Below are 18,480 nucleotides of genomic sequence, written 5' to 3'. Positions count from 1 at the left end.
AATGGGCAGGCACAGGATGAATATCGTGTGCTGATCATGTGAGGCGGGTGGGTGCATGGGGCAAACCGCGGGGGATGAGGGACGAACGGCCAAGGATCGCGATCTGCTGTCGGTGTCGGCCGCCTTTGACGGCGACTCCTCTTGCATCAGCGCCGCGCGTCATCTGGCCACCGGCTTCCTCGCCGAGGTGCAGGCCGTTCACGGGCTGCCGGTGTCCGAGCGGGCGATGGGTATGACGGAGCTGGTGGTCAGCGAGCTGGTCACCAACTCGGTGAAGTACGCGCCGGGGCCGGTCATACTCGACCTGCAGATCAGCCAGGGCTCGGTCCGCGTGTCGGTGTGGGACAGCGATCCGGTCCTGCCGGACGTCGCGGCCACCGATCCGGAGCGGGTCGGGCGGCACGGGTTGGAGATCACCCTCGCCGTCAGCCAGGGCTATGAGGTCCACCGTGAACCGGTCGGCAAACGCATCACGGCGCTGATCGCGCTGGCCGACGACCCCGGCGGCAGCATCGCCGGCCGCACCGCGCCATAGAGCCCGACCGGGCCGGCAAGTACGACGGGCTAGATCCGGGGAGTACGGGCGCGCGAGGGCGCCACCCCCGTCCGTACAGGCAGGTCGCGAATGCCGTCGGCCGTCGGACTCTGGAACAGCACGAGCCGATTGCTCGGCGCCGAGGCGACGGCCTGCGTGAGGAAGCCGACCGCAGAGCCGTTCTGGAGGCCCTCCGCGCACGTGCCGAGCGTCCGCCTATCACCCGTGAGCATCCGATCGAGACGGCAGTTCGATCACCAAGGCCCCAGAGCATTACGACCCAGGCTGCTTACGCGTCGGGGTGCACCGGCAGGGCGAGCCAGTCCGACCAGGAAATCTCGCGGCCGAGGAAGCGCGGCTGCTCGAACGGCCAGTCGGCGGCGATCCACTGCGGCACCAGCTCCTCGAGGGCCTGCTCGACCTCGCTGCCCACCAGCTCGTCCACCACCCACCAGGAGATCTCTCCGTCCGCGCCGACCCTCTCCGGCGGGTCGATGTAGACGCAGCCCAGCAAAGCTGTCTCCGCCGCGTCGAACAGCGCGTAGTTGAACGACTGGTGCGCGGCGATCTCCTTCTCGTGCCGCACCAGGTCGGCCTGGTCGGCCTCGTAGGTCATGGTGGCCGCGGGCCAGCCCCAGGCCGGGCCGAAGATGGTCCACAGCCGCTCGCGCGAACCCATCACAGCCGGGTAGTCGAGCGGGGTGTCCGACTCCCGGATCGGCCGCAGATGATGACGACCGCCCGGCAGCGGTACCAGGACGGGATGGACGAAGTCTTCAGGGAGCCAGCTCATAGCGCCCGACCGTAACAGCGCGCAGGCGTTCGTTCCGCTGGATTTCCCCCGCAGACCGCCAGGCCCCGCTCTCATCCGGGGCAGTGCCCGCGATCATCCGATGGAGACTCCCGCTCAATCGACCCGGCTCCATGATCCCTAACCTCATCCTCAGCCTTGACCCCGATCGTCTCGACCAGGACCGCTGCGCCGCGCCGGCACCAGCTCGCTTTCTCCCGCTACCCGGCGATCCGGTCCGGTGGCGCCGATGAGTTCGGCTGTGCCGGACGGTCCAAGTCGGCACACCTACCAAGGGGAGAACCCGATGGACAAGACGAGCGTGCATCCGATGACTCACATCGCCCGGCGCATGTACGAGCTCCTGGAGCCGATCTGCCTGGTCACCTACTTCGCTGACGAGTGCAATGAGGAACTGGCCGCACTCGGGCACCGCACCTACTGGGACGGCTATTTCGCCAGCAGGGCCGCTCCGCTGGGGCGGGTACCGGCCGAGGTCGTGCACGCCGCCTTCTACAACTTCGCCGACGGGGAAGCCGCACGGCACATTCCCAGTGCCTGGGAGACCATCCCACCCGAGGCGTCCGTCGCCGCACGGGAGCGGGGCAGCGCCGCCTCCCTGCGGCGGATCCTGGGCGAGGAGCTGGCTGGTTCCCCAGGCCTGGTGCGCGCCGCTGACTTGACCACCAAGGCCGCGACGAGCGCGCCCATGGAAGGCCGGATGATGTACGCCGGGATGCGCACCCTCGCCGTGCCGAGCGACGCCGTCGCCCGCCTCTGGCACTCCGCGACCATGCTGCGCGAGCACCGTGGCGACGGGCACATCGCCGCTCTCCTCGGGGTGCGCATCGGCGGCACGGCAGCTCATGTCCTGTCCGCGCTGGAGATGGGCATCCACCCGCCGGAGTCGTTCGGGCGCATCCATCACCTACCGAAGGAGCGGTTGGCCGCGGTCATGGACGACTTGCGCGAGCGCGGGCTCGTCGACACCGATGGCCGCTTCACCGACGCCGGTCGCGAGACCAAGCGGCGCATCGAGGCTCTGACCGACGAACTCGCCGCACCGCCCTACGACGCCCTGACTCCCGCCGAACTCGACGAACTGATCACCGAGCTGGAACCCATTGCCGCGGCCCTGCTGGCAGAACGCGCGCAGTGAGGCGCGCGCCCGCTGCCTCACGCCGCCCCTCCGAAGTCGCGCGGATCACCGAGCACCATGAGGCGTGGGCGCCCTCGCAGCAATTGACCGGCAGCTGCCTCCCGAGGAGATGGCGCTGCCGGCCAACCGCTGCTTTCCATGGCCGGGGCCAGACACAGGAGACCCAGCGCGGGTCAACTCCCCGCCTCCGGCCCGGTTTCGTCCGGGCGACTGCGGTTGCTGTGCCAGTCCAGTATCAGGACGGTGGCGTCGTCCCTGAGATTGCCGTGGCAGGCGTCGAGCACCGCGGTGGTCAGACTCTGGACGGCTTCTCGCGGATGCAGCGCACGGGTGTCGTGCACGATCGATGCCAGGTCGACGGCCGCGGCACCACGCTCCTGCATTCCGTCGGTGAGCAGGACCAGGCGGTCCCCGGGAAGCAGTTGCAGCTGCTGCAGACGGTAGGAAGTGGGCGCCGCCACGCCAAAGGGCAGATTGACGGCGAGTTTCACCTCTTCAACCACGTTGTCACGCAGTCGCAACGGCCGGGGGTGACCGGCGTTGACCAGTTCACACAGACCCGTATCGAGGTCGACGCACAGCAGTTGGCCGGTGGCCAGGCCGCGGCTGTGACTCAACAGAGCCTGGTGGGCATGGCTGGCTTGCTTGAGGGCGTCACAGCCGCTGCGGCGCGCCCGCCGCAAAGCACCGACCAGCAGGGTGGCCAGGAGCGCGGAATTCGTGTCGTGGCCCATGGCGTCGGTGATGGACAGGTGCAGGGTGTCGCGGTCGAGGGTGTAGTCGTAGGTGTCGCCACCGATGTCATCGGCCGGGACCAGCCCGGCGGCGAGGGTGAACTGGGCCGCCTCGCAGCAGGACGCCGAGGGAAGCAGCTGGTGCTGGATCTCCGCGGCCAGGCTGGTGTCCGTGGTGCGCCGGCCCAGGTGGTAGAGATCGGTGAAACGGCGGTCCGTGACGATGATGTAGGCGAGCGCGTGGGCCGCGTCGCGGACCTGCCTGAGCACGGTGTCGTCGGCGGATTGCAGGGTCACCTCCAACACCCCGAGGCAGTCACCGCGGTTGGTGACCGGGGTGATGACACGCCGTCCGCCCTGTCCGTCCTCTTCCACAAGCTGACGCTGGCTGCGCAGAACGGTGTCGTAGACGGTGCCCTGCAGGTCGATCGGACGTTCACGGTCCACGCCGGCTTCGGTCGCGGCGAGCCGTACCAGCCTCTGCCCTATGAGGTCGACGAACAGGAACGACACGGCCTCCGCACCGAACCGCTTCCGCAGATCGTGCGCCACCACATCGACGGACTCACCGGGCGGCGCCGCTTCTGCTGCGGCCAGCAGCTCGCCCAGTTCAAGGTCTCCACCCTTCACGACAACCTCCATTCGGCTGTCGCCTCTTCTTCCCCGAGTCTTCGCAACCTCACCTGTCAGGTACGTTCTGCCTGGTCAAGGCAGGGAACGGCGTGTCCGGTGCCCTGGGCGACGGTCGTGTCCGCAGGCGGAGCGGCCTGAGGGTCGACGTCGCCGATGGCGCCTGTGGGCGGTGGAGTGGACGAAGCGGTTGTCGGTACCGGACACCGGGACACCGGCCCGTTCGAAGGCGGCCGCGGACCGGCTGATCGTTCGGCGCGAGATGTGTTTGGGGGAGTAGGCGTACCCGGCAAGTTCTCCGGCCGCCGGTCGTCTACAGGGTGCCGTCCAGGACCTGGCGCAGTCGATGCGCGAACTCGTCCGGCTTCCCCCCATGACCGTACTCGCCGTCGCAGAACCCGCCGTGATGGCTCGGGAAGACGGTCACCCGCTGCCCGAGCAGTTCGGCGGTTGCGAGGGAGGTTCGTCCGGTCAGGACGCCTTCGGACTCCTCGCCCACGGCGATCACGATACGAGTGGGCGCAGCGGCGAGCGCGTCGACATCCGGCCGATAGCTGCTGATCGCCCAGGACCGGTCGGACAACAGCGGATCGTCACGTGAGCCATCGTCTTCCGTGGGCATCCCGAACGCGGCGGGATCGGCTTGCGGTTGTGCGAAGTACGCGTCGGTGAACTCGCCCTTCCACGAGATCATGGTCACGAACGCAGCCATCCCGGCCCCCCATCCCCGCTGCTCGTAGGCCTCCCGGACTCCGGCCCGCGCCCGTGCGGCCGCCGGGCCGTCCGGAACGAGGGTGATGAGTGGCGGTTCGTGAGCGAGCAGGGTGGACACGTCTGCGGGATACGTCGCCACGAGCGCGAGCGCGGTGACCGCTCCGCCGCTGCTGGCGAACATCTCGACAGGTCCGGCACCGAGCGCCTCGATGACGGCGTGCACGTCGTCGGCCTCGGGCTGGGGCGCGTGGTCGACCCGCCCGTCCTTGCGGGTGCTGCGCCCGAGCCCGCGCGGATCGTAGGTGATCACGGTCCGCTCGGGGAAGCGTGCGGCGAGCGCGGCGAAGCCGGCGGCGTCCATGGGCTGCCCGATCATGAACAGCGGCGGGCGCCCGTCTGCGGTCGGCAGCGGTCCTCGAACGTCATACACGAGGTCCGCACCGGTTGTCCTGAGGGTATGAGTCTCCATGGTGGTGCAGACCGGCTTCGACTCGAAAACTAATCGGCCCGGCGGGCGTGGCTCGAGGGTCCGGCGGACCTTTCACCCGGGTCAGATCTCGGGCACGCCGCTACCCAGCGGGGCGACACCGGGCGCAGCGGCAGAAGAAGGCTGATCATCTGGATGTGGGTGTCCGTGCGAGGGCTGCGCGGGCTCACATCCGGGATCGCAGCGCGTCGACCTCACAGCCCGGCGCGAAGGGGTCGAAGCCCTGCTCGATCAGCGAGCGCACTGCCAACAGGCTTCGCAACGACGACCACGCGCGGATCACACCGAGGTCGATATCGATGTCGGTGCCGTACCCGGCGAGGACGTCGTCGAGGTGCTCCTCGTGTCCGAGTACGAAGGTGGCCAGGTCGTACAGGGCATCTCCCCGGCCCGCCTCGGACCAGTCGATGATGCCGGTGACCTCGTCGCCGTCGACGAACACGTGTGCGATCTGCAGGTCGCCGTGCGTGAACACCGGAGTCCACGGCCGCAGCGCAGCCTCGGCGACCTGGCGGTTACGGGCGACCAGGTCGGCTGGCAGGACACCGTTCGTCACCAGCCACTCGCACTCGTCGGCGAGCTCCTTCGCCCACTCGTCGATGCCCCGGCCGGCCCGTCCAGGCCAGGGCGGCAGCGGTGCGTCGTGCAGCTTCCGGATGGCGGCACCCGCCGCGGCCCACGCCGCCGGCGCCCCGGTCGCCGGGCCGCCGAGGCGCCCGAGCGTCGTGCCACGGAGTGCGGTGGTCGCGAGCACGGGCGGCTTGCGCCACAGCACCTCCGGGGTCGGAACCGGCGCGAGGGACATCGCCTCGACCTCGACGTCGATGCGCGCCTGATCGGCGTCCACCTTCAGGAACACATCACCGACGCGCAGAGTGGCGCGCTCGGAATGGGCGACGACGACTTCGGCCTCATCCATGGGCGACCAGTATCCCGGGCCTCTGACCGCCGACGCCGCCGGATTCAGCGCATCCGATCACGCGACGGACCGCGTCCGGGCGATCTTGCCAACGTCCTTGAATCGCGCCGTCCGCCCAGCAACGGCCCGCGCACATGCGACTGCCGCCACCGCCGCTGATCGGCACCGAGCACCCAGCGAAGGAACCAGTCGAGCAGCTGCGCCGCGAACGCCTCCAGGCCCTCCCACACCCCGGCCAACTCCACCGGTGTCACACCCAACTCAGCGGCACCCACGAGCAAACAGAACGCCACGCACGAGCCAATACTCAGCCCTACGAGCCCCCGAGAAAGATCCGAACGTACGAGTCAAGGGTGGCGGCCACTCGTTCGGCCGGTCAGGGCCCGTCGGCGCTGTCAGACTCCAGAAGGAAGTGCGCCGGTGGAGCGTGGATGCGGCGGGAGCAGCGAGGCAGGGTGGGTGTGACCGAGGGCTGTACGGGCGGTCGTGCCGCTGCGGACGGGGCGGGGCCGGACATGACGGACCACAGCGTTCCGCACGCACGCGCGGCCACGGAGGACCGGCTGGGCGGGAGACAGCGCGACGACGGTCTCGGCGGGCAGTGGCGGGATGTCGGGTCGGTGCATGCGGCGCCTTCAGTGCCTTTGGTACCGCGGCACGTGGCCTGTGTGATGGACGGCAACGGCCGCTGGGCGCAACGGCGTTCGCTGCCTCGTACGGCGGGTCACCTGGCTGCTGAGAGCACGGTCATCGACATCATCGAGGCGGCCCGGGCCGCTGGTGTCGAATGGCTCAGCCTGTACGCGTTCTCCACCGAGAACTGGAACCGCCCTGGTCCCGAGGTCGAATTCCTGATGCGCCTGGTCCGTCGGGTCGTGCGCAAGCATGCGCCGCTGTTGCTCGCCCGTGGCATCCGTTGCCGTTTCCTGGGGGTTGCCGACCCGCGCATCCCCCGCGAACTGGCCCGGGACTTCGACGATCTGGCCACGCTGACGGCCGAGAACCGGGGGATGACGCTGACCGTGGCCTTCGACCACGGGGGGCGCCGGGACATCGTGGAGGCCGCCAGATCGCTGATCCGCAGCAAGACGCCGGCCGATGAGGTGACCGAGCAACTCTTCGCGGAGCACCTGCCGTTCCCCGACACCCCGGACGTGGATCTGGTGATCCGCACCTCTGGTGAGCAGCGCATCTCCAACTTCATGCTCTGGCAGGTCGCTTACGCCGAGTGGGTCTTTCCCGAGTTGCTGTGGCCGGACTTCCGGGCTCCCGACTTCCTCGCCTGCCTGCACACCTACCGGCGCCGCGACCGCCGCTTCGGCGGCGTGCCGCCCCGGACGAACGGAGATCTTTCATGACCACTGAAACCACGGGGACACACAACGGGATGCCCCTGTTCGGGCCGCAGTCGAAGTTCAGCGGCTTCTTCGACGACCCGCGGTGGGCGCTGGCCATCATCCGCGCCACCGTGCTGGAGGCCGCACACCCGCAGATCGGCGCCGCCCTCGTCGACAACTCCACCTTCGTCGCACACCCCTGGCGCCGGCTGCGCAACACCTTCCTCAGCATGCGGCGCATGTTCGGCGACGACCCGGCGGTACGCGAGAGGGAGGCCGCTCGGCTCAACCGGCTGCACGCCCGCATGAGTGGCACCGACCCCCGCGGCCGTGCCTACGACGCCATGGACCGCGCGACCCGCGCCTGGGTGGTCGCCACCCTCTTCGAGAGCGCCGTCACCATGTGCCGACTGAGCGGTCAGCCGCTCGACCAGGACACCATGGAGCGGATGTACGCCGAGTACCGCACCTTCCTTGCCGCGCTCGACGGCGACGCCACGGAACTCCCCGAGGACCTGAACGACTTCTGGCCGTACTTCGACCAAGTCGTCGAGAACGAGCTGGAGAACACCGAGGCGGCCCGTGTCATCCTCTACCGCCTCTTCGACCACCTGCCCGCCCCCGCCCTGCTCGACGGCGCGCCGACACTGTGGGCGGCCGGCCGTGCTGTCGTCGGACCGCTGCTCGGTACGATCACCGTCGCCTCGCTCCCGGAGGCATACCGGCGCCGGGCCGGCCTGCCGGAGATGCCCGGCGCCGAAACCCTCATGCAGGGTGCCTATCTCGCCGCTGGGCTCGCCCGTTTCCTGCCTGAGGGCTGGATCAACGCAGAAAGCATCATCGAAGCGGTCTCCCTCTCGCCCGACAGCGACGACCCCCGTGCCCGGACCGTCGCAGCCCTGCGCACTCGCATGAAGCGGGCATCGGCCCTGCTCCGCCTCCTCACACCACTGAGCGGCGACCCGGCCCCTGCCCAGGCGCCTTCCGCGGGTACAGAAGAGAGCCGACGCTCGGCGGAGGAGTTCTTCCGAAAGGTGCTGGACCAGACCGGCGACGGCCACCTCGACTGGCCCGACCTCGCTGCCATGGCCCGCGAACTCTCCACCCGCCTCGACCTGGACGAACCCGAAGAGAGCCGCCTCTACGACGCCTTCGCCGCCTGGTGGCGCGAGCTCCAGGCCGCCCTCGACACCGACGGCGACGGTCGCGTCAGCGCCGACGAGTACGCCGTCGCCGTCCCCTCCCTCGCCGGTCCCGCGCTCATCCGCGTCGCCGAGATCCTCTTCGACGCCACCGACAAGGACGGCAACGGAACCATCGACGCCGACGAATACCGGGCCCTCTTCCGCACCGCCTTCCACCGCGACCTCACCCTCACCGACGGCACCTACGGCCGAAGCGTCTTCGTTGGAGACTTCCTCTCCTTCATGTCCGGCCGCCGCCCAAGCAGCCCGTATGACCCCCTCCTCGCCGACGCCTAAGGAACTTCAGCAGGGGAGGGGGACAGCCCGGCCCCTTCTCGCGACACGCCCGCGAGCCGCAGGCCGCGCCGCGCACACGGCCCCGCCGCTGGAGCCAGCCGCGGAATGCGCTGGAGCTGTAGCATCTGTCGCCCAGGACGTGGGCGGCGACGCACGCACCCGGCCCGCACTTGGTTCTGTGTACGGACTTGAGGGGGAGGGGACTGCCAGTGCGCGACGCGGACCAAGCCTGGCGCTGACCTGTTTGCCTAGGTCAGGCCCCCACCTCCGCCGTCACGGGCAGGCACTCGGTGAGCAGGTCGATGACGTCGCGCCAGGCTCGCTGTGCGTGCTGTGGGTGGTAGCCGACGGCGGGGAGGGTGGGGTGGTCGACCGGCGGATGGTGGAAGGCGTGCAAGGCACCGCCGTAAACCGTGAGGCGCCAGTCGACGCCCGCGTCCTGCATCTCAGCTGTGAACGCGTCCCGTTGCGTGGGCGACATGATGGGGTCTTCCGACCCGACCCCGGCCCACACCGGGCAGCGAATGCGCGCCGCCTCGCCCGGTCGGCCCGTGAGTGTCGCGTTGACTGTCCCGATCGCACGCAAGTCGACGCCGGCGCGCCCGAGTTCCAGCCCTATGGCACCCCCGGTGCCGTAGCCGACAGCGGCTATGCGGTCGGGGTCGGTTCTCGGTTCGGCGCGCAGCACGTCGAGTGCGGCATTGCCGATACCTCGCATCCGGTCGGGATCATCGAGCAGTGGCAGGCAACGGGCCAGCATCTCCTCAGGGTCGCTCAAATAGCGGCCGCCATGAATGTCGAAGGCCAGCGCTACGTAACCCAGTTCGGCGAGAGCGTCCGCCCGCCGGCGCTCGACGTCGCTGAGCCCGATGCCCTCTGGTCCGAGCAGCACCGCGGGCCGGCGGTCGACACCGGCCGGGAGCGCGAGGTGCCCGATCATCGTCAAACCGTCCGCCGGATACTCGACCGTGCGCGTCGTGATCGTCGTCATGAGACTGGACTGTAGGGAACATCGGGCCCGGTCAGCCGATCTTCTGCCGCTGGCAGAACCGCATCGCCTGACGGTCACACAGGGATCGGATGGGGCGGAGACACGTCTGACGCCTCAACACCGTCTGTGACCGGGGCGGTCCGGGGCGGCGTCTTCTCGGCGACGTCCGCGTCCTCCCCGGTGCGCAGCTTCGTCTTGCGGTCGTCGAACCGGCTCTTGACCTTCATGGCGGCGAGGGTGGCCGCGACGGACGTCACCGCCGTGGCGCCGACGATGCCCGCGACAACCCGTCCCGCGGGAAACAGGTCGGCGTGCCCGACGAGATTGTTGCCGCTGCCGCGCAGAAGACTGCTGAATGCGCCTGCCGTGCTGGAGTTGGACAGGGACGTCCACTCCGGCCGCTTGACCAGCATCAAGGACCAACTCGCGCCCTTCCAGCGAATGTTCATGGCGCCACTGTAGGGTCGCTACCGCACGCTGCGGCGCGGAACGTGATGTTCCTGAATCCAGGTCAGCTACGCATTGAGCTGGCGAGACCGCTCTTCCTGTCGGAGTCGCACCCCTCTCAGCATCTGATTGGGTCGCGTCACACACCGTCAAGGCGGCTTGGCCCATAAAGAGTAGAGGGAAAGAGCGGGACTTCGATTGCCGCCGGGGCTCTTGTGGGTGCGGTAGGCAGCAAGGTGGGAAGGGGAGCAAGGGTGCTCGGCGCTTCCAGAACAATGGATCAGGGCATCGACGTGGCCGACTGGGCCGGGGGCGCAGGTGTCGGTCTATTCATGTGACCGGCTTGTGACAGGCTGAGGGGATGGACATGTCGTTACCGCTTGCTCGTTCCGGCGCCGCTGTCGGGGGCAGCGTCGGAGCCGCCATAGCCATCGTCATCATCGGGCTTCTCATCTTCGCGATCCTCACCCTGCGGCGCCGCAGGAGAGACGGGAAATGACAGCCGTCTGTCCGTGAAGTGGGAACGACGTGCTGATCGGTGGTTAGCGTGTAGGAAAATCCGCTGAATGAGGGCGTTCGACCGCCACTGGTCGAGCGCCCCGTCGGACATGCGACGGGAAGAAGCGGCGCATCAGCGATTACTGCCCGTCGGACGCGCATCCGATGACCGCCCCGGGGCAGCCGGTGCGGACGACCCTCAGGTCGACTCGCGGACCACCAGCTCCGTACGGAGGATGACGTGACGCCAGGCCACGGCGCCCTCCTCCATCTCCTCCAGGAGCAGTCGGATCATGGCCCGCCCGATCTCCTCGAGCGGCTGACGGACCGTCGTCAGCCGTGGTTCGGTCCGCTGCGCCAGCGGAAAGTCGTCGAAGCCGATCACGGCGACATCCTCGGGCACCCGGCGTCCGGCCGCGCGCAGGGCCTCCAGTGCCCCCGCCGCCGTGGTGTCCGACGCGGCGAGGACGCCGTCGATGTCCGGGTGCCGTTCGATGAGTTCGGCCATGGCACGGCGTCCGCTCTCCGCCGTGAAGTCGCTTTCGGCGACACGAGTTTGATCAACCTTCAGACCTGCCAGGGCCAGGGCCTCTTCGTAACCGCGCAGTCGGCACTGGGCGGCGTGCAGGTCGAGCGGCCCGGTGATGGTGGCGATGACCCTGCGGCCCCGCTGCAGCAGGTGGGAGACGGCGCTGCGGGCTCCACCGACATTGTCCGCGTCGACGTAACTGACGTACTCGTCACCGGAGCGGCGCCCCAGCAGCACGGTCGGCAACCGGGCCTCGGCGAGCATGTCGGGCAGCGGGTCCCCGGCGCGCACGGACATCAGCAGCACGCCGTCGACCCGGCCGCCGCGCGCGTACTCGAGGAAACGCTGCCGATCGGCGTCGGAGCGGACCAGGGTCAGGAGCAGCTGTATTCCGGTGTCGGTCAGGGCGTCCCCGAGCGAGGTGACGATCTCGGAGAAGAACGGTTCCGCGAACTGCCGCCAGTCCGGCTCCGTCATGACCAGGGCGACGGCGTCGGCCCTGCGTCCGGCCAGGGAACGGGCGGCGAGATTGGGGACGTAACCCAGCTCCTCGATGGCCCGTTGCACGGCCAGGCGGGTGGATTCCTTCACGCCCGCGGCGTTGTTGATGACGCGGGAGACCGTGCCGCGCCCCACCCGTGCGTGGGCGGCCACCTCCTCCAGCGTCGGTGCCTCCGGGCGCCGTCTGCCCATGCCACCTCCCCCCAAGAGATCACCGATCTTACCGGCCGGAGGGGATCGAGCACATGACTTCACCAGGCCATGGCAACATACGGTCGTCCTGCCCCGATCGTTGGGAGCGTTCCCGGTCCAACGCAGGGAGGCATGAGCGCGATTGCCGGTGGCCGGTAGTCGAACTCGCCCTGTAGGTCGCGTTGGCAGCGCAGTGGCCGACCCGGGCTTGGTTCTCCGCCCAGTTCCAGCAGTTGGTCCAGAACGCGTACCCGCCGCTCTCATGACCTGCTGGCGCGATGCGCGATCCGCCGGGATCGGTCCTGCGGTTAGACCCGGGGGGCCGATCCTCGTGATGTCCGCAGTCCCCACGCCAAGAGGAGGACCAGGACCCGGCGGGGCAACAGCCGTTGTGATGGCGGGACAGCTCTCCCGGTTCAGCCCATGGGCTGGTTTGCCAGGGGAGCGAGGGCTGTGCGAGCCTCTTACCTCGTCTCTCTGAAAGGGCTGGTCGTGACGCTCGGTATGGTTCTCGGCGACTCCTCCTCTCGCGCTTCGACGCGGGAGCGGTAGCCCTACCTGCCCTGACACGCGCCCGTGCTGCAGCATGGGCCGTTTGCCCTGCTCCTCGTCGAAGTGCTCTTCGTGCCCCCCGCACGTTCGATCACGAGGAGTATGTGGTGTCCACGATCTACTGGACCGAGACGAACACCCGCCGTTCCGCCCGCTGGCATTCCGAGAGCAGCACCCCGCCTCCCAGCCGGGTCATCCGCGCGGACGACCGCATGAAAGCCGACGCTGCCTACCGTCTGGCCTGCGAAGGAACCGCCTTGCTGTGGCAGGGCGACTTCCACACCGCACGTCAACTACTGCAAGCGATGGGTCGCCGCATCGCCCGGAAACCTTCCCGGCAAGGCGACAGCCCGACAGACTCGTTCCACCTGCACCGCAGGGCACGCGGTCACCGTGCCCGCGTGCTCGGCAGGCTCCTCGTCGTGCTGGGCGAGGACTACGGCCTGAACCTGCGCAGGGCCCCCGATGTGCGCCAGGCATGCATCGAGGCGTACGGTCCCGCGTCCGAGCCGATGGCCGTCTCGTTTACCGAACTCCTGGGCGTGATCGGAGCGCACCAGTGGCGCACGAAGGGCGTGGAGGTGCCGGCGCTGAAGGCTCGCATCCACCCGCACTACGGCGTGTTCTCCCCGGTCAGAGGCGAATACGTCGACCTCGTCGCACAGGCACCGCTCCCTGCGTTGGCGGCGCGTCGCGAGGACCGCGGCACCGCGTTCGACCTCGGGACGGGGACGGGAGTACTCGCCGCCGTCCTGGCCCGCCGGGGGATCGACCGCGTCGTGGCCACCGACATCAGCCCGCGTGCCTTGGCCTGCGCACGCGAGAACGTCCGCCGACTGGACCTCGCCGGGCGCATCGCCATCGAGGGCCCGGGCCTGTTCCCCGAAAGGCGCGCGGACCTGATCGTCTGCAACCCACCCTGGATTCCAGCCCGGCCCACCTCAGCCGTGGAGCAAGGTGTCTACGACCCGGACAGCAGCATGCTCCGCGACTTCCTGAACGGGCTCACCGCGCACCTCGAACCGGGAGGTGAAGGATGGCTCATTCTGTCGGACTTGGCGGAGCGCCTCGGACTCAGGACGCGCAGCGAACTTCTGGCCGACATCAAGGCAGCGGGCCTGCGCGTGGTGAACAGGACCGACATCCGGCCGCGTCATCCGCGAGCGGCGGACACCGCAGATCCCCTCCACGCCGCCCGCGCCGCGGAGGTCACGTCGCTTTGGCGCCTCGCCGGCGCTTGACGTTCAGGGTTGTCCGTCGCCGGGGGCGAGCGGGTTGTGCCCTCGGTGTGTTCCTTGGCCGAAGCACGTGTTCCGCCGAAGGCCGCTTCCGTGTACCCCTCGATGGCCCGGCGGACCTTGGCCCGCATCTCGGCGCTGGCCCCGTACGCGTTGCACAGGACCTTGGACACCGCGGTGGTGGACACCTGGACCTGGCGGGGCCACGTCGACGATGGCGACGCGCGAGGCTGTACGGGCGGTGCTGCACGCGAGCACGACCAACTCCGGGCCCACGAAGGTGGGTTCGGCGTCGTTCCACCACCCCGCGCTGGTTTGGCGGCCACGACGACGAACGGCGTGGACGCCGGATTCATCCGTGAGTCGGCGGGCACGTTGAATCCCATGACGATCCGGGGGAGTCGTACTCCTACCTCACCGACGCCACGGGGAATGTGCCCGACCTGGTGGACGACGCGGGCAAGCGCACTCACATGTGCGCCCGTTCGAGCCCGCACACCTATGCCGACCGCCTCTGAGGGGCAGACACAGGGAAGTGCTCGCTGGGCGGGCAATACACCTTCTGGACACGAGGAGCATCAGTGAACGTCGCCGTCGGTATTTTCATGGCCGTCTTTGGCCTGTCATTCGCGATCTTCGCGCCTCGCTTTTCAAGGGCCAGTGCCGCCAGCTCCAAGGAATTGTTCGGGACGAGCGGCGGCAGGCCGATGTACATCTGGAACCGGACAGTCTTCGTGGTGGTTGGACTCATTCTGGCCGCGTTCGGGATCCTCTACGCCGCCGGTGTAGTCGGATGACCGTGATGTAGCGCCCCGTTGGGCCTGCACCGGTTCCAACGGAGCACACACAATCCGTAGTTCGGTACACACGGCCGAGCCCGCCAACTGACAAGCGCCGGAATGACCTTGTGACGGGGGCTGCCCCGCGGATGCGACAGCCGGTGCACCGGTCAGCCCGCCTCGTTCTCCGCCTTGTTGGTGGGAACGGATGGTCGGGTACGACGCGCCGTCAGCACACCGGCGGCCGCTGCGGTGGCGGCCAGGAGCACCGCGGCTGTGCCGAGGGCGTGTTCGGCCGCGGTGCGCGGGCCGCCGGTCGTGTCGAGGTAGATCCCGCCGATGAGAGCGACGCCGAGCGTTCCGCCGAGTTGTTGGACGGCGTTGAGCAGTCCGGCTGCGGACCCGGTCTCTTGCGGTCCGACGGCTCTCAGCGCAATGGTGAAGAACGGCGGCGTGAACAGCCCGGAGCCCGCCCCCACCAACGCGAGGGCGAACGGGAGGGCCGTCGGGTAGGCGTCGGGGGCGGCGGCGCGGTAGGAGAGGGCGGCGGCGGCCAGGCCCCCGGCGAAGGTTGCGAGGCCGGCATGCATGACACGCCCGCCGTACCGGGGGACCAGATGGCTTCCGGCGGCCCAGGAGGCGACGGCCAGCCCCGTGGACCAGGGCAGCAGGGTTAGCCCGGCGGTGAGCGGCCCGTCGTGGAGGCCGAGTTCAAGGTGCAGCACGACCGTGATCATGACGCCGTTCATCACGGCGAAGAACAGCGTGGACGTGGCGAGTGCTGCCGGAAAGGAGCGTCCGCGCAGCAGAGCGGGTTCGATCAACGGGGCTTTGCCGCGACGGGCGGTGCGGCGTTGCTGGGCGACGAACACCGTGAGGACGACGGCACCGGCCGCGGCGGTCGCCCACGCTGCGGGCCCGGGGCGGCTGGTGGCGAGCGGGCACACCAGCAGGGCCGTGCCGAACATGGCAAGTGCGGTGCCGGTCGGGTCCAGGCGTGGACGGACGGGGGCGCGGTCCTCGCGCAACCGGGGTGTGGCGACCAGCACGGCCGCGGCGAGGGGGAGGTTGACGAGGAAGACGGCGCGCCAGGAGGCGCCGAGCAGGTCGGCGTGGGTGAGAACGCCGCCGAGCGCGGGGCCGGCAACGGCGGACATCCCCATGACAGGGCCGATCATGCCGAGAGCCTTGGACAGTTCGGTGCCGGTGAACATGGCGCGGATCAGCCCGAACGTCTGCGGGATGATCGCGGCCGCAGCAGCCCCTTGCAGGGCGCGCAGGATGATGAGGACAGTGGCGGTGGGCGCGAGTGCGCACGCCAGGGAGGTCGCGGCGAACGCGACGACCCCGGCACGAAAGACGCGCTTGCGGCCGTGAATGTCGCCAAGGCGGGCGCCGGTGAGCAGGCCGAGGGCGAAGGCGAGGGTGTAGGAGGCGCTGAACCACGGGATGGTGGCGTCCGCTCCACCGAGATCGGTGTGGATGACAGGCGCGGCGACCTGGACGATGGTGACGTCGAGCAGGTTCATGGCCTCGGCGGCGAGGAGTGCGGCGAGCGCTGTCCAGCGCCACCGGTACGGCGCGGGCGCGTCGGCGGGGGTGCCTGCTCCGGCGGGCGCAGTCGGGGGCGTGCCGGTCGTGCGAGACATGCGGTCTCCCTAGGAATACGGGTCGTGACAAACCGGCGACCACCGTGCCCGCACACCCGCAACAGCTTCCATTTCTTCGCACCAGATGTGCGATAACTTCCATTGAAGTCAGCTAATTTGCTGGATATGCTCGTACTGGATGACCTGGACCGAGGCCTGATCCATGCCTTGCAGGTGGACGCGCGGGCGCCGTTCACGCTGATTGCCGAGATCCTCGGCTCCTCGACGCAAACCGTCGTCCGCCGCTACCGCCGCCTGCACGCGCAAGCCGGGCTGCGGGTGGTGACGCTGCCGACACCGCGCAGCGCGGGCACACACCAGTGGTTCGTGCGGCTGACGGCCGCGACGCGCAGCGCGCACGACATCGCGGTCGCGCTCGCGCGCCGGCCGGACACGTCGTGGGTACGACTGACGTCCGGCGGCACGGAGATCGTGGCGATCATCCACACGGCACCCTCCGGTCCGGACGCGCACGCGCTGCTGCTACGCGACATCCCACGCACTGCCGGGATCACCTCGGTCTCCGCGCACTACCTCCTGCACACCTACCTCGGCGGGCCGACCGCCTGGCGAGGACGGGTGAACGCCCTGGACGAAGAGCAGCAGGCCCGACTACGCGCTGAACGGGACACAAGCGGCGCCGGCGGGCAAGCCGCGCACCCTGCGGAGGAGCCGTACCTACTCACCGACGCGGACCGGGTGTTGCTGAACGCGTTGCGTGAGGACGCACGCGCCAGCTACGCAGAACTGGCGGCGGCGACCGGCACGACGGCGTCGACAGTGGCCCGCAGGCTCGCCGAACTGCGGGCACGCGACGCATTGTTCTTCGACGTGGACGTGGACCCGGCGCTGGTGGGCATCACGGTGTCGGCGCTGTTGTGGATGCAGGTCGCGCCCGCGCACCTGGAGACGGTGGCCACCGCCCTGGCGGGCCATGACGAACTGGCGCTGGTCGCGGCGACGACCGGGCCGACGAACCTGGTCGCGCACGCGCTGTGCCGGGACGGAGAGGCGCTCCACGCATACCTCACGCGACGCGTGGCATGGGAGGCAGTGGCACGGATGGAAACGGCGCCGGTGCTGCGTACATACAAGGCAGCGGTGGCAGTGCGGACGCCCTGAGCGTCTTCCAACCTCCGCTGCCGACTGTGCAGTTGGCCCGGCAGCCGGATGGAGCTCCTATTGACCACCCCTCCGTAACGGGCGCCTTATGCCAGCTCGCGGCAGGCTCGGGACGGCACCACCAGCGTCTACCACTGCGTCACCGGGGCCGTCGAACGCCTGAGCCGCAGCCGAGCACGACATCATCGACCGATGAGTCTGGGTCACGGGAGCGGTCCGACTTCTGAAATGACTGTGAGGAGTGAGCCGAGTGGACCTGTACAGCGTCATGTGTGTAAGTGACCGGATCAGGGCACGTGAGTGGTTCGAGGCCTTCTTTGGGCGCCCGGCAGACGAGCTCATCGGCGAGGAATACCTGTGGCAGGCCGGTCAAAACGCATGGGTCGTCGTTGACGATCGGGACATCCGCGCTGAGCGGGTGGGCCGAGCCATGATCACGCTCGGCGTGAACGACCTCGACGACATCCTGTCCCGGCTCGCCGCACACGGGATCGACCACGAACCGGTCGAGACCTACAGCAACGGCGTGCGCCACGTCGTCGTGCTGGACCCCGACGGGAACAGCCTGTCACTTGCCGAGGCGCCCGCTCGGTGAGTTACCCACCTGTGCGCTGCGCTGCACCTGACCTGCTCAGAGGGGGAGACAGAGCGCATCGGATATCGCCGGAGAAGTGTCACAGCAGGCGAAGTTGTGAAGGAGTGTCGAATGACCTTGTTGAGCGCGGCAATAACTGACAACCCGCCCGTGACCGTCGCCGTGCTCGTCATCGGCTTGTCCATCACGATCTTCGTCATGATCAGGGGCCGAAACAAATAGGGGGGCGCTGCATCCTGGTGGACTACGCATCCACCTGTGCATGCGGGCCGCCTCATAGTGTGTCCTCTGCCGCTGTGACCGTCCCGCGGATGGAGACCGATTACCGGTACCTGATCCGTGGCGAACGGCGAACGCGCCGGTCTTGCCGAGCGTCGCGACCGTGGCGAGCAACGTGCCTTCCGTGCGGAGGCAGACACGGAATTCGCCGGCCGGGGTTTGACAGCGCGACTGGCCCAGAGGCACGACGGCGCGTGCTCGGGAATGGGTCGTTGGCGTGACAGTGGATCGCCACGCCAACGATGAGGGGCTCCGAGCTGTGCCACTCATGCCGAAGGCAACCTATTTCATGCGTGTCTTACACCTAGAAGGATGGAGTTCC

General features: G+C 69.0%; 16 protein-coding genes. 8 read left to right on the top strand and 8 right to left on the bottom strand.

Annotated elements, in window-relative coordinates; all coding sequences use genetic code 11:
* Positions 1–55 precede the first annotated feature (55 nt).
* The gene (locus ACH41F_RS05315) at positions 56–535 is read left to right on the top strand and encodes an ATP-binding protein (protein ID WP_391232304.1); all 480 of its coding nucleotides are present in this window, start codon (positions 56–58) and stop codon (positions 533–535) included.
* 289 nt (positions 536–824) lie between these two features.
* Here the strand turns inward: ACH41F_RS05315 and ACH41F_RS05310 are convergent, their stop codons facing one another.
* Positions 825–1,328 (bottom strand): GNAT family N-acetyltransferase, encoded by a 504-nt coding sequence (locus tag ACH41F_RS05310; RefSeq protein ID WP_391232305.1) that lies wholly within the window; start codon positions 1,326–1,328, stop codon positions 825–827.
* A gap of 328 nt (positions 1,329–1,656) precedes the next feature.
* On the opposite strand from ACH41F_RS05310, the gene ACH41F_RS05305 reads away from it, so the two are divergent.
* A complete protein-coding gene (locus ACH41F_RS05305; protein WP_391365991.1) occupies positions 1,657–2,484 on the top strand; it encodes a MarR family transcriptional regulator in 828 nt (275 codons plus the stop codon).
* Between the two features lie 173 nt (positions 2,485–2,657).
* On the opposite strand, the gene ACH41F_RS05300 is transcribed toward ACH41F_RS05305, so the two are convergent.
* From ACH41F_RS05300 to ACH41F_RS05290, 3 genes are all read right to left on the bottom strand, one after another.
* Positions 2,658–3,848 carry a PP2C family protein-serine/threonine phosphatase gene (locus tag ACH41F_RS05300; protein ID WP_398833133.1) on the bottom strand — a complete coding sequence of 397 codons (1,191 nt, stop codon included), beginning with the start codon at positions 3,846–3,848 and terminating at the stop codon, positions 2,658–2,660.
* 313 nt (positions 3,849–4,161) lie between these two features.
* On the bottom strand, positions 4,162–5,031 hold the full coding sequence (locus ACH41F_RS05295) for an alpha/beta fold hydrolase (RefSeq protein ID WP_391232308.1): 870 nt from the start codon (positions 5,029–5,031) through the stop codon (positions 4,162–4,164).
* A 184-nt stretch (positions 5,032–5,215) separates the two neighbouring features.
* Positions 5,216–5,968, bottom strand: coding sequence for a phosphotransferase family protein (locus tag ACH41F_RS05290; RefSeq protein ID WP_398833130.1), 753 nt, complete (start codon positions 5,966–5,968; stop codon positions 5,216–5,218).
* Between the two features lie 671 nt (positions 5,969–6,639).
* Between ACH41F_RS05290 and uppS the strand changes: the two genes are divergently transcribed.
* Together uppS and ACH41F_RS05280 are read left to right on the top strand one after the other, a co-directional pair.
* Complete coding sequence (gene uppS / locus ACH41F_RS05285) at positions 6,640–7,326, top strand: polyprenyl diphosphate synthase (protein ID WP_391232310.1); 687 nt, start codon at positions 6,640–6,642, stop codon at positions 7,324–7,326.
* Complete coding sequence (locus ACH41F_RS05280; protein WP_398833128.1) at positions 7,323–8,786, top strand: oxygenase MpaB family protein; 1,464 nt, start codon at positions 7,323–7,325, stop codon at positions 8,784–8,786. The genes uppS and ACH41F_RS05280 overlap by 4 nt, the downstream gene beginning before the upstream one ends.
* Positions 8,787–9,039: 253 nt before the next feature.
* Here the strand turns inward: ACH41F_RS05280 and ACH41F_RS05275 are convergent, their stop codons facing one another.
* The 3 genes from ACH41F_RS05275 to ACH41F_RS05265 form a co-directional block, all read right to left on the bottom strand.
* On the bottom strand, positions 9,040–9,777 hold the full coding sequence (locus ACH41F_RS05275; protein ID WP_391232313.1) for a dienelactone hydrolase family protein: 738 nt from the start codon (positions 9,775–9,777) through the stop codon (positions 9,040–9,042).
* A 74-nt stretch (positions 9,778–9,851) separates the two neighbouring features.
* A complete protein-coding gene (locus tag ACH41F_RS05270) occupies positions 9,852–10,226 on the bottom strand; it encodes a hypothetical protein (protein WP_398833124.1) in 375 nt (124 codons plus the stop codon).
* A 695-nt stretch (positions 10,227–10,921) separates the two neighbouring features.
* Positions 10,922–11,944, bottom strand: a complete 1,023-nt coding sequence (locus ACH41F_RS05265; RefSeq protein WP_391232315.1) for a substrate-binding domain-containing protein — start codon at positions 11,942–11,944, stop codon at positions 10,922–10,924.
* Between the two features lie 659 nt (positions 11,945–12,603).
* On the opposite strand from ACH41F_RS05265, the gene ACH41F_RS05260 reads away from it, so the two are divergent.
* Both ACH41F_RS05260 and ACH41F_RS05255 read left to right on the top strand, forming a co-directional pair.
* Positions 12,604–13,737 (top strand): methyltransferase, encoded by a 1,134-nt coding sequence (locus ACH41F_RS05260; protein WP_398833122.1) that lies wholly within the window; start codon positions 12,604–12,606, stop codon positions 13,735–13,737.
* Positions 13,738–14,315: 578 nt separating this feature from the next.
* Positions 14,316–14,531 (top strand): hypothetical protein, encoded by a 216-nt coding sequence (locus ACH41F_RS05255; RefSeq protein ID WP_391232318.1) that lies wholly within the window; start codon positions 14,316–14,318, stop codon positions 14,529–14,531.
* 152 nt (positions 14,532–14,683) lie between these two features.
* On the opposite strand, the gene ACH41F_RS05250 is transcribed toward ACH41F_RS05255, so the two are convergent.
* Complete coding sequence (locus ACH41F_RS05250; protein ID WP_398833119.1) at positions 14,684–16,162, bottom strand: MFS transporter; 1,479 nt, start codon at positions 16,160–16,162, stop codon at positions 14,684–14,686.
* A gap of 126 nt (positions 16,163–16,288) precedes the next feature.
* Between ACH41F_RS05250 and ACH41F_RS05245 the strand changes: the two genes are divergently transcribed.
* Both ACH41F_RS05245 and ACH41F_RS05240 read left to right on the top strand, forming a co-directional pair.
* Positions 16,289–17,284 (top strand): Lrp/AsnC family transcriptional regulator, encoded by a 996-nt coding sequence (locus ACH41F_RS05245; protein ID WP_398833117.1) that lies wholly within the window; start codon positions 16,289–16,291, stop codon positions 17,282–17,284.
* Between the two features lie 250 nt (positions 17,285–17,534).
* Positions 17,535–17,879, top strand: coding sequence for a VOC family protein (locus tag ACH41F_RS05240; protein ID WP_391232322.1), 345 nt, complete (start codon positions 17,535–17,537; stop codon positions 17,877–17,879).
* The last annotated feature ends 601 nt before the right edge of the window (positions 17,880–18,480 follow it).

Source organism: Streptomyces sp. NPDC020489 (assembly GCF_044386545.1).
In the GTDB taxonomy this organism is placed as follows: domain Bacteria; phylum Actinomycetota; class Actinomycetes; order Streptomycetales; family Streptomycetaceae; genus Streptomyces.
Note: the sequence above shows the minus strand (reverse complement) of the source record. Positions and strands in the feature narration are given on the sequence as shown.

Excerpts from the sequence above, each read along its gene's own strand:
- ACH41F_RS05315 (WP_391232304.1), top strand. The coding sequence starts at position 56 with ATGGGGCAAACCGCGGGGGATGAGGGACGAACGGCCAAGGATCGCGAT.
- ACH41F_RS05310 (WP_391232305.1), bottom strand. The coding sequence starts at position 1,328 with ATGAGCTGGCTCCCTGAAGACTTCGTCCATCCCGTCCTGGTACCGCTG.
- ACH41F_RS05305 (WP_391365991.1), top strand. The coding sequence starts at position 1,657 with ATGACTCACATCGCCCGGCGCATGTACGAGCTCCTGGAGCCGATCTGC.
- ACH41F_RS05295 (WP_391232308.1), bottom strand. The coding sequence starts at position 5,031 with ATGGAGACTCATACCCTCAGGACAACCGGTGCGGACCTCGTGTATGAC.
- ACH41F_RS05290 (WP_398833130.1), bottom strand. The coding sequence starts at position 5,968 with ATGGATGAGGCCGAAGTCGTCGTCGCCCATTCCGAGCGCGCCACTCTG.
- uppS (WP_391232310.1), top strand. The coding sequence starts at position 6,640 with ATGGACGGCAACGGCCGCTGGGCGCAACGGCGTTCGCTGCCTCGTACG.
- ACH41F_RS05280 (WP_398833128.1), top strand. The coding sequence starts at position 7,323 with ATGACCACTGAAACCACGGGGACACACAACGGGATGCCCCTGTTCGGG.
- ACH41F_RS05275 (WP_391232313.1), bottom strand. The coding sequence starts at position 9,777 with ATGACGACGATCACGACGCGCACGGTCGAGTATCCGGCGGACGGTTTG.
- ACH41F_RS05270 (WP_398833124.1), bottom strand. The coding sequence starts at position 10,226 with ATGAACATTCGCTGGAAGGGCGCGAGTTGGTCCTTGATGCTGGTCAAG.
- ACH41F_RS05265 (WP_391232315.1), bottom strand. The coding sequence starts at position 11,944 with ATGGGCAGACGGCGCCCGGAGGCACCGACGCTGGAGGAGGTGGCCGCC.
- ACH41F_RS05250 (WP_398833119.1), bottom strand. The coding sequence starts at position 16,162 with ATGTCTCGCACGACCGGCACGCCCCCGACTGCGCCCGCCGGAGCAGGC.
- ACH41F_RS05245 (WP_398833117.1), top strand. The coding sequence starts at position 16,289 with ATGCTCGTACTGGATGACCTGGACCGAGGCCTGATCCATGCCTTGCAG.